This is a genomic window from Bradyrhizobium sp. MV1.5 (assembly GCF_055807615.1).
In genome coordinates, this window is record NZ_JBVVPL010000015.1 from 135,861 (window position 1) to 145,449 (window position 9,589).

10 protein-coding genes are annotated in these 9,589 nt (G+C 58.4%); 5 read left to right on the forward strand and 5 right to left on the reverse strand.

Annotation, left to right across the window (positions count from 1 at the left end):
• Window positions 1-131: 131 nt before the first annotated feature.
• From AC0L2J_RS16900 to AC0L2J_RS16920, 5 genes are all read right to left on the reverse strand, one after another.
• A complete protein-coding gene (locus AC0L2J_RS16900) occupies window positions 132-800 on the reverse strand; it encodes a DNA methyltransferase (protein WP_473392218.1) in 669 nt (222 codons plus the stop codon).
• Complete coding sequence (locus AC0L2J_RS16905; RefSeq protein ID WP_473392221.1) at window positions 797-1,003, reverse strand: hypothetical protein; 207 nt, start codon at window positions 1,001-1,003, stop codon at window positions 797-799. The genes AC0L2J_RS16900 and AC0L2J_RS16905 overlap by 4 nt, the downstream gene beginning before the upstream one ends.
• Window positions 1,000-1,209: a hypothetical protein gene (locus AC0L2J_RS16910; RefSeq protein ID WP_473392225.1), complete on the reverse strand. Its 210-nt coding sequence runs from the start codon at window positions 1,207-1,209 to the stop codon at window positions 1,000-1,002. Before AC0L2J_RS16910 ends, AC0L2J_RS16905 begins: the two co-directional genes overlap by 4 nt.
• 409 nt (window positions 1,210-1,618) lie before the next feature.
• On the reverse strand, window positions 1,619-3,046 hold the full coding sequence (locus AC0L2J_RS16915) for a hypothetical protein (RefSeq protein WP_473392229.1): 1,428 nt from the start codon (window positions 3,044-3,046) through the stop codon (window positions 1,619-1,621).
• A gap of 20 nt (window positions 3,047-3,066) precedes the next feature.
• The gene (locus AC0L2J_RS16920) at window positions 3,067-4,809 is read right to left on the reverse strand and encodes a metallophosphoesterase (protein ID WP_473392233.1); all 1,743 of its coding nucleotides are present in this window, start codon (window positions 4,807-4,809) and stop codon (window positions 3,067-3,069) included.
• 259 nt (window positions 4,810-5,068) lie between these two features.
• Here AC0L2J_RS16920 and AC0L2J_RS16925 point away from each other — a divergent pair, with 259 nt between their 5' ends.
• From AC0L2J_RS16925 to AC0L2J_RS16945, 5 genes are all read left to right on the forward strand, one after another.
• Window positions 5,069-5,551 carry a hypothetical protein gene (locus tag AC0L2J_RS16925; protein ID WP_473392236.1) on the forward strand — a complete coding sequence of 161 codons (483 nt, stop codon included), beginning with the start codon at window positions 5,069-5,071 and terminating at the stop codon, window positions 5,549-5,551.
• A 22-nt stretch (window positions 5,552-5,573) separates the two neighbouring features.
• Window positions 5,574-5,927 (forward strand): hypothetical protein, encoded by a 354-nt coding sequence (locus tag AC0L2J_RS16930; protein ID WP_473392240.1) that lies wholly within the window; start codon window positions 5,574-5,576, stop codon window positions 5,925-5,927.
• A gap of 10 nt (window positions 5,928-5,937) precedes the next feature.
• Window positions 5,938-7,182 (forward strand): hypothetical protein, encoded by a 1,245-nt coding sequence (locus tag AC0L2J_RS16935; protein ID WP_473392244.1) that lies wholly within the window; start codon window positions 5,938-5,940, stop codon window positions 7,180-7,182.
• 150 nt (window positions 7,183-7,332) lie between these two features.
• On the forward strand, window positions 7,333-8,610 hold the full coding sequence (locus tag AC0L2J_RS16940) for a peptidoglycan-binding domain-containing protein (protein ID WP_473392248.1): 1,278 nt from the start codon (window positions 7,333-7,335) through the stop codon (window positions 8,608-8,610).
• 32 nt (window positions 8,611-8,642) lie between these two features.
• On the forward strand, window positions 8,643-9,428 hold the full coding sequence (locus AC0L2J_RS16945; protein ID WP_473392252.1) for a M15 family metallopeptidase: 786 nt from the start codon (window positions 8,643-8,645) through the stop codon (window positions 9,426-9,428).
• Window positions 9,429-9,589 lie beyond the last annotated feature (161 nt).

A 9,589-nucleotide genomic window follows, 5' to 3' on the forward strand; every position in this document is an offset into this window, starting at 1 on the left:
CTGGCCCCCCCGCGCCTCCTCGCCCACTTCGTCCAAACTACCCCCCACCCACAACAAGTTCTATTATTTTTTTCACAAAAACCCCGGCGGGGCCCCCCCCCCCCCCCCACCCCGCTCTTGAGCGGGCGCGTTCAGTGCACCGTTGCTGAAGTCGAGTTGAGCCGTAGGCCAGCCGTGTGGCAGTGCTTGTCCTCAAGCTCAATGCCAACCGACGAACGTCCGGCGAGCCGTGTAGCCACGAGTGTCGAGCCAGACCCGCAGAACGGGTCGAGCACCAGTCCATCCTGCGGACAAAACGCTTCAATAAGCGGACGCAAGATATTGATTGGGTTCTGAGTGGGATGCAGGCGATTGCCAGTATACTCCCAGTCCATGACGTCAGGCACAGGTGCGCCGGTTAGCTCCGGGCGGCCCTTGGCGAGCAGATACGCCTGCTCGTGTCGGCTCTCAAGGAAGCCAATGCCGGAGGCATACCGCTTCTTGAACACGAGGTGCCCCACCAGGCGGAATCCCGCCTTGCGCCAGGCGCCGATGAACTTGTCGGCCGCATTCCAGCCGTAGAAGCTGACGCAGAAAGAGTCAGGCTTTAAGAGCCGGTACATTTCGGCAAAGGCCGGCTCCAGCCAATCATCGCGATTGTCATTCGCGATGGTCTGGCCGGTACGTGAGCGATAGCGGCATAGATAGGGCGGGTCTGTGAGAATGAAATCGACGCACGCGCTACCGATGCGCTGCATGATCTTGACGCAGTCACCAGCAAGTACGGTGTTGCGGATGTCTTGGGTGAGAAGAGTGCTCATGATTGCACCTCCTCGCCAAGCAGCTCGGCTTCCCAGTCGATGTTCTCACCGGGCATGCTGGTGAAATCAGCCAGTCCGTTGACGGTGTACAGCGCATTGGCTTTGGCTATCGCGTCTTCCTCGTCTGCGGCAAGCACAATGGTGACGTGAGGCTCCCAGTCTACGAAGCTTACGCGGTAGCGCCGCTGAGCGGCGGGGCTCATTGCCCCGCCTCCTCACCGGCATCGGCGGCCTTCGGTTCGCGAACGACCAGGCGGCCATCCAGCGGCAGGCAGCTCAGGCTGATGTTGAAGCCCTTGCCGTCATCGTGCGACCACGCTGCGCCGATCCGGGTCCAGAAGGCTTTGTCGCCTTCGCCCTCGACCACATAAACTCCGTGTGGGCGCGGTTTCTTTTCAGTGCGTTTCATTTGACTATCTCCCGTTTGGTTTTGCCGGCTGCGCCAATCGCGGCCGGACGGGAAATTTTGAGGACGCGAAGGATGAGCGGCGGCGCAATGGAGGGTCCGGCCGAGGGACCCGCTTGCGGGATACGGTTGGATGCCTTGCGCTGGTGCGCTTCGGGTCCAGTTTCCCCGTCCTTCTGGCCGTGCGTTGGGGATAGACGCGCCATGGGAGATAGATTGAGACGCAAGAGAACCGCGCCAGAATGCGTTTTCTGGTAGAAGGTGAGGGAAGAAGCCCCGCCGGGCGCCCAAGCGAACCAGGCGGGTTTTGAAGGCTGGCGGGTTTATGCGGCGAGCTTCCCACTGACTAAAGCCTGTCCGCGTAAAGGCCGGCTACTCCGCAGCGTAACCGGCGTGTTCGGTCCTTCATCCTTCACAGAGAGGGCTGGAGCTTCGCCGGCGTAACGCCAATCCCGGTCTGCATGCTGAACAAGGTCGCGACGTCCGTCGCCAGCGACATGTAGTCGTCGTAAGCCGCTTGGCTGGCGGGTCCGACGGCGGCCGTGAGGTTTGCCGGGAGGACGCCACTGTTCGCGGCGATCGCCGAGGCCCGGAATTTCTTCTCAGCCTGGCGCAGATCATCGATCGATTTGTTGAGGTCGGCCATGGAGGTCGGCGTCACCAGCTTGCCGCCGATGTAGACGACCTGGCTGAGCCCGAGGATGCCAAGCAGGGTCTGCGGAATCTCGAAGGAAGAAAGCTGGGTAACGCCGCCGATGATAAGCGCTCCCCCAACGACGATGCTGAAGATGAAACTCTGGTAGCGATAGACGTCGAATTCACCATCGGTCGTGAACAGGTCCCGCCAGTGGGCGTCGATGTCGTTCGGATTGAGCGTTGAGGGCAGCCATTGTTTCCGCAAGAGCCAAGCCTTGTTTTCGGGCGTGATCGTGGTGCGGGAGTTGTCGGCACCCTTGGCCACCGTTGAGCCGATGCCGGCGATGCCGAGAAGCAGCAGGACGGTGCTCGAAATATCAGTGAGCACGCCGGTGCGAAGAAGGAAATAGGTGATCAGTCCGAAAACGATGAGGGAGAACATCATGATCTGGAGCTTGCCGAGGCTTGCCTTGCCATCAGTTCCTGCGCTCATCGCGATCGGGTCGAGATAGGCGAACAAGTGCGTGGGACGGCTTGACCTGAAGGCGAACGCGGCAATCAGGTAGCCCAGAAACACGATGAGCCAGGCGAGCCCCGAGCTATACAGACTTGGGCTCACCCGTACCGCCGTCTCGGAAACTTTGAAGGGCGACCCATCATGGCAGGTGAAGACATACAGCTGCGCTTGTCTCCAGGGCGCCTCAAGCACATCGGGGATGCGTAAATTGACGATGGTGCGGTCCTTCTTCATCAAGCCCTTCTTGATAATCGGATCAGTGTCAGCCGCTTGACGCGCCTTGACGTCGGGTCGGTCCATGATGATCGGCGTCGATGTGCCGATGTCGAGGGCGCCGAAGTAGAACTCGGACTCCGAGAAGGGTTCGTCCAGGCCGACGTCGACGTTTCCTCCGGTCGGGAGCAGGAACGTATCCAGGATAATCCTGCCGCCGACCTGCCGCCGCTTGTTGAGCAATTCAGAACCGGCATCCTCCGACGTGATGCAGAGGTCGCGGGGGTCGTGTTTCTTCTTTGCGGGCGGAGCGGGCTTTCCGGGGATGGCTTCGGCGGGAGCGGCCGGCTTAGCCGGCGCTTCAGCAGGTGCCTGGCCATTCTGCACCGACGGGCTCTGAGCATGCGCGCCGAGACTGAACAGAATCGTGAGGATAAGGACGGTGCCTGGGATCAGGACTGAACACGATCGCATGTTGCCGCTCCTGCTCTCGATTAGACTCGTAGGGTTTCGATCAGATGCGGCTTCAGCCCGTTCTCGGCGATGAATACCGGCTCATCCGGATTGTTACGGGCGGGCGGACAGTTAGGATTGTCAATCCAGTCATCGCGATGAGGAACGTCGTCCAGTCCGACCGCGAAGATGTCGACATGGTCACCGTCGATGCGCAGCCTCAGGAAATTGTTGTATCGACCGAGGCGCAACGCGCTGAAGGCATCGTTACGGTTCATGCGCATCCACCGGCAGGTGATGAGGAGATTGAGGCCAAACAGGGTACTGCCGACGAAAAAGCCGACGATGCCCATCTCCACGAGCAGGCGGATGAGCTGCGGCCATACATCAAACCATCGGCCCGGAAAGAGTGGGTTTGCGTCGTTACAGAGCTTGAACAGGTGACCTGCCGCGATGACCGTAGCCGCCTGCGCTAGGGCATGAACCGCGCTGCTAATGAGAACTCCCCAACCGCGCGACTTCTCCTGGTTCATGGTGTAGCCCATGATTGCCCAGGCGAAGATGCCTGTGATGATGATGTAGACGTCCCATTCATCGCGAAGCGAGATGGCAATCCCGCAAAGCGAGTAGATGGCTCCCATCAGGAGCGAGAAATCCCAGTTCGTAAAGGCGAAGAACAGGTTTCGCCAGACGAGCGAACGGCAGATGTCCATGGAGGGATAGCAGGCCGGGGCTGTCTGTTTGCCTGGTTGTGCCGAGGGTATCTGACCAAGCTGGAGGTTCTTCCTCGTCGTCAGCCACTTGAGCGATACGCTTTGCTCGAGGTGGTGCGTCGGATGCAGGAACGCCCCGCCGCCGCCCGAGGTGATGAACTGCGTATCGGCCGACGCGTACCGGCTGTAGTGGTGGGTGTCGCCGGAAAGAAGAATGGGAACGGTGTGTCCCTTGGACGTGCCGTCCGGCTTCCTGGCCTCGACAGCGAGGCCGACTGCAAAGTCTGTGATCTCCCAGGATTTGCTGTTGGTGTCGGTGTAGAGCCATCCTGGCTCGGCGCTGCACATGACGATCTTGGAGTTGTCCGGCATGTTGGCCGCGATGCGGCCGAAGTAGTCGGCCTGAGGCTGGTCCATGTCGTCGGCGAGTTGGATATCGGTGGCCCAAAGCCACCAGGTATCGGTCAACTGGATCGCGAAGTAGCTGCGCCGCTGCTGGCTCCGCCAACTGCCAAGATGCCAATGCTTTTCCCGGCAGAAGAAGGCGAGGAACAGGTCCAGGCCGTCATACCAGTCGTGATTCCCCGGGATGGCGAATACCGGAAATCCCTCACCGGTATGATGGTCATGATCAGGAGAAGCCCAGGCATAGGGCTGGTGCAGTTGATTGGTGTAGGCCTGCCGGCTTGCTTTTGGATAGACCTCGTCACCACCCATCACGAGGAGCTGGCCACGCGGAAGCGTCTGGCCGTCGACAACGAGCTCCTTCCGTCCCAGCAGGGTAGCCATCGCGTAGGTGCTGTCGAAGCCGTCGCCAAGGTCAGCGACGAAATGGAACCAGACCACACCACCGTGGTCCGCTGCGAGCTTCGCCTTGAGCGCTGTCGCGCGTTTCATGTGCTCGTCGACGCTGACGGTATCGAGAGCGGCAATCGTCAGGCGGCGATCGGCGTAACGGCCGAAGGTCGATGACAGGATCACGTTGTTGAGGAGTGCGAGCAGAAGGTTTGGGCTAAACCAGTGGGCCATGCGCGGAAATCGCGCGTAATCGTCCAGCGGCTGCACGGCCATGCGAATTCCCCCCAGCGTCAAATAACTAAATCAATGGGTTGAGCGTATCAGCCGCGCCCGGGAATGCAACCAGTGATAGCGACATGTCCACATTGGTTGCGGTGATCCAGAATTGCCTGTGGGATTGCCATAGAAAGAGCCGGGGGCGGCCGCCCCCGGCGGACCCCCGCACCGCAGTGACGACGAATGAGCTACCTCGCAGAAAGAACCGTCACGGCTCTATACGATCTATGCGGGAGTCGCGTATCAGTTGCATCATATGAAAATCTATCGTTTAATCGCCACGTTTCAAGACGTTCTTTTTGCGTTGGGGCATTCTATGAACGAGGCGGCGTTCGTTTGGAGCGCGTTGGCGCTTCCGTGGATATCCTTTGCCGCATTTCTGGTCCTGTCCTACAGGCAGCTCACGGCTGCCGCCGCCGCCGTTGCAAAGGATGCTCAGGGCACGGCAGCCGGTGCTGCCAAGAACCTTGCGAGCCCTCCCGCACCAAAGGCCGGCGAAAAGACCCTTCTCGATTTTGATCCAGCGAAGCTGTTTGAGAACGCCAGCAAAGCTGGTCGACAGCCTGACAAAGGCAGGCCCGGGTCTGGCCGCGTTAGGCGCGTCGGTTCTTTTCCTCGCGATTGCCGCCGATGGCATTCAAAATCCGAGTGGCGGGACGCCACAGGGCGGCGGCATGTCGACTACGACCGAGACCGGTCAAAAAAATGCGCCCCCCAAGCAGTGAGGCGCAGCATCTGACTTAACAAAACGGGGGCGGGCCATGGCGAAACCAGCGAAGGCGAAAAAGGGCGGCAAGCGATCGGTCGGTCGGAAACCGCATGTTCTATTCAGTGACGCGCATGCGATCGCGAAAACGATTTCAGCATCCAAGATCCATGATCTCTGGGTTGAGGTTCTTGGGCGGCCCATAAAAGATCTCGGCGACTCTCCAAGCGACTACAACATTCCGAATGTCATCGCATACGCCGCCTTCTTGAATGGAACGTCCCAGTTCAAGCGTTATGGCCTGGACCTCCAGCAGTCTGATGTCGTGAATGTCGATACGATGGGTAAGCTGGGAGGTGCCATCGTCAAAAATTTCCAAGGGAATGGCTGGACCGTGACGGCTGATTGAGGAGGTCACCATGCGCCTGAAGATTGGTCTTGCATTCGTCTTGATGGGAATGCCTTGCAGCGCGGGCGCTCTGACGCTCGAAGAGCTTCAGCGTTACGACAAGAACAAGGATGGTGCCCTCAACGAGGCTGAATACGATATCTATCGCGCTCACCGCGACGATCCCGTCCTAGCCAAGTACGATAAGAACACGGACGGCAAGCTCGACCGCGTAGAGTATCAGGTACTCCAGGCGGACATAAAGAAGCGCTATGGCGGGAATGGGCCTCCCGCAACGAAGCCGGAGACTGATCCCGAGAAGCTGTTTGCCGTCGGCAAAGAGGTCAGCGATGCCAAGCGTGGTGGTTTGCCGCTGGAGGACCTTGCTCAGACTCCAAAACCCGATCCGGACGAATGCAAGCAGCCCCAGGAGATCTTTGTCCGCCGCGACCGGATGGATAGTTTCCTGTACGGGATTACGCCCCGCTCGAAAGCGCTTGGCGCGTCGATTACCTATACAGGTGATGAGGCCGAGCATGTAAAGACGGCTAAGATCAACGGAATGGTCGCGGTTCTTCCGGCGGGTTGGCGGCAGCCGTGCCTACCCCGACCGGATGGATACGCCACGGACCAGGCCTACTTGTCGGCGTTCGCCATCGCGCCGTGGGTGTCTGCACAAGGGACGATCAACGATCCGGTCAAAAAATCAGAAAGGAGTGCGTTGAGCGGTGGCTTCGACGCGCAATGGACGGTCTTCAGCGGCTTTTTTAACCTGCAGGCTTTCAAGGTCTCACCGTATTATCAAACGGACTTTCGAGGTGTGGCCCGCTCGGATGGCGTCACCGCGACGTGGGAGCCTTGGAAGTATGAGGCCAGACTCGGTGGATCGCCGACACTGTTCTCTCCGAATTTCGATTGGTATTGGCGAGTTCAGGCCGAGGCCGATGCGCGTCGGGTGGACAAGATCGGCTTCACAGACTTGCAAGTCGGCAATTACGCCTGGCTAGGCGGGACCGTACAGTTGTACGGATTCTTCTTCCCGACCAGCATGGTTGTCCCTGAGTTTCTGCGCAACAGGTTGAACCTGGTGGTGACCTATCAGGGGTATTGGGATGCGTATTCATCAGCCTCCATCTCTCGGTACGCCACGGAGCTTGCATATAACATCACCGAAAATGGCGATGCTTCAGTCTCGATAGGCTACGAGCGCGGAACAAACAAAGACACGATGACGTGGCTGAATCAATATGTCGTCAGGTTGAACTACAAGTATTGACGCGTCGATCGGTGTGTTCGCGGAAAAATCCGCTGATGCGAGTGTTGTGTTTCAGCAGGGCCAACCGCAAGCCTGCTGCTGAAAACGAACCGACCATTTTAGAGCGACACTCCGGATACTTTTGAATGAATTCAAATAGGGAGAGATCTGATGGCGTTTGGTGACGATCTTATCGCCTTGGCAAGGACACACGTCGGCGAAAAATACGTACTCGGCGCAAGGGCGAAGTTCTTGCAGCCCCAATTCAAAGGTCCTTGGGATTGTGCCGAATTTGTTTCTTGGGTGATTTTCCAGGTTAGTAACGAAAAGCTCCTGCTGGGTTGCGTTCCGCGAGATCCAGCGCGGGCCGACGCATACACCGGCTATTGGGCCGACGATGCGAAGAAGTACGGGCTGATCATTTCGGTCGGCGATGCTCTTAGAACGGCCGGAGCTGTCCTGCTGAGAACTCCCGTCGGCAAGCCCCACGGCCACATCGCATTTAGCGCGGGAGACGGAAAGAAGACTGTCGAGGCCTATGATACGGCGCACGGCGTCATTAACGGCCCGGCCGACCCGGTTGCACGGGGTTGGGAATTCGGTGTGAGAATTCCAAAACCCGACGAGTGGGCGTCCTTAACGGAGGTAGCGAGCAAGCCGAAGAACTGGTTCTTTCGTCCGACGGCGTCGCCGTTACCGGATCCTCGTGTTGAGAGCATCGAAAATGCACTTCAAGACAAGGGCGTCAAGATCGGGAGCGGCACGGGTCGGTTCACGCCGAAACTCGCGCGGGCCGTTGCAACGTTTCAGAAGCAGGAAGATCTCGTCGTCGACGGTATGGTGGGGAAACAGACTTCGAAGGCGCTTGAGCTAGATTGGCGCTCAGAATCGGCCCCGTCGGGCATCTATAACGACAAGTATCACGTGTTTTTTGACTCTCTCGTGCCGGGAGGGTTTTTCAGCCACGATCCGGATGACTTGAGTGTCAGGCGCTCAATACGAACCAACAATGCAGGTGCCCTGAACTATAGCGCCTGGCAAAAGAATGTACGCGGTTATGTCGGAATTACGCCGCCGGACAATAGTCCGAATCACAATCGGACGACGATTTATCGCACGCCGGAGCATGGGGTCGCCGCCTGGTATATCCTGCTAGCAGATCGATACGGGTTCGGCGCCGCCGGCGCCTTCTCTCTGGAAACCTTGGCCAGGAAATATGCCGGCGGAGGTGCGAGTGACGCAGACGTTCGCGCTTACACTGCCGGCTGGTCTAAAGCCTCGGGCGGCACGTTGACCGCAGCCTCGACATTTCACATTCAGAGTACCGACGAACTGCTCTCTCTCGGAAAAGCAATGTACACGCATGAAATTGGCAGGAAGAGCCCGCTCAAGGACGAACAAATCAGATTTGGAATCGATAACCAGCGTAACGGGTCAATGCCGGCGTGATTTTTGTAAGGTGAGATCTTAGGGAGCTGGAAATGCCTGAAGCAACATTCATTCATCCATTATTCGGACCCGTCCGCTTTAGAACCGTAGATTCTACATGGGTGCGCGGTGGCCAGATTGTCTTCCTGAGTGGCTTTGACACGAACGATATCCAACCTGTCAATATTCCACAGCTTGTCAATATCCCAGGTTCGCACGGCGGCAGACCAAGTTTTCACAAGCGGGCACATGAACAACTGTTGATGGTCTTTGCCGATATCGACCGGTTGGGACTTCTCCATCATATCAAGACATGTGCTGGTTCACTTAACTCGCGGCTCAAGAAGCCCGTCAACGGGGCATTGAGCAAGGAACCGTCCAATCATGCTTTTGGGATTGCCATTGATCTGAATGCGGATGATGGCTCCTTGGGTGCGTCGGTTGCGCCGGTCGCACCGGTATTTGAGGCCTTGCAGTTCAAGTGGGGGAAATCGTTCAATGATCCCATGCATTTCGAAGTGAAGACATTTATCGATCATCCTCGTTCAATTGCACAGGACGTCGTAGCCCATCTCGATGGTGTCCCTGTCGATATTGGCGCTATGAACCTGACAGGGAATCTTGTTGCCAACGTCGCGAAGGCGTCCACCGCTCTTCGTATTGTTGCGAACCCCGCCAACGGCTCGAAGGTTCGTCTCAAAGGACCAGGAGGGACTCGGACGCTGAACGTCCGTCAGCTTGGCGATAATATGTATGCATCCTTACCCCATATCGCTGGTCTCGCTAAGTTGAAGATGTCGTACGACAATCAAGCCAAGACCGCGCATCTCACCTCTTGATGGTGTGGTCAGAGCAGGCGAGCATGCTCATTAGGAAGGTGCCCCCCCCCCCCCGGGGCGGGGGCAAATTTTTTGGGTATTAAAAACCCCCCCCCAAGGCGCCCCCCCCCGCCCCGCCGCGGACCCCCCCCCCCCCCCACCCGGGCGCCCCCCCGGCCCCC

Excerpts from the sequence above, each read along its gene's own strand:
- AC0L2J_RS16900 (WP_473392218.1), bottom strand. The coding sequence starts at position 800 with ATGAGCACTCTTCTCACCCAAGACATCCGCAACACCGTACTTGCTGGT.
- AC0L2J_RS16905 (WP_473392221.1), bottom strand. The coding sequence starts at position 1,003 with ATGAGCCCCGCCGCTCAGCGGCGCTACCGCGTAAGCTTCGTAGACTGG.
- AC0L2J_RS16910 (WP_473392225.1), bottom strand. The coding sequence starts at position 1,209 with ATGAAACGCACTGAAAAGAAACCGCGCCCACACGGAGTTTATGTGGTC.
- AC0L2J_RS16915 (WP_473392229.1), bottom strand. The coding sequence starts at position 3,046 with ATGCGATCGTGTTCAGTCCTGATCCCAGGCACCGTCCTTATCCTCACG.
- AC0L2J_RS16920 (WP_473392233.1), bottom strand. The coding sequence starts at position 4,809 with ATGGCCGTGCAGCCGCTGGACGATTACGCGCGATTTCCGCGCATGGCC.
- AC0L2J_RS16925 (WP_473392236.1), top strand. The coding sequence starts at position 5,069 with ATGAAAATCTATCGTTTAATCGCCACGTTTCAAGACGTTCTTTTTGCG.
- AC0L2J_RS16930 (WP_473392240.1), top strand. The coding sequence starts at position 5,574 with ATGGCGAAACCAGCGAAGGCGAAAAAGGGCGGCAAGCGATCGGTCGGT.
- AC0L2J_RS16935 (WP_473392244.1), top strand. The coding sequence starts at position 5,938 with ATGCGCCTGAAGATTGGTCTTGCATTCGTCTTGATGGGAATGCCTTGC.
- AC0L2J_RS16940 (WP_473392248.1), top strand. The coding sequence starts at position 7,333 with ATGGCGTTTGGTGACGATCTTATCGCCTTGGCAAGGACACACGTCGGC.
- AC0L2J_RS16945 (WP_473392252.1), top strand. The coding sequence starts at position 8,643 with ATGCCTGAAGCAACATTCATTCATCCATTATTCGGACCCGTCCGCTTT.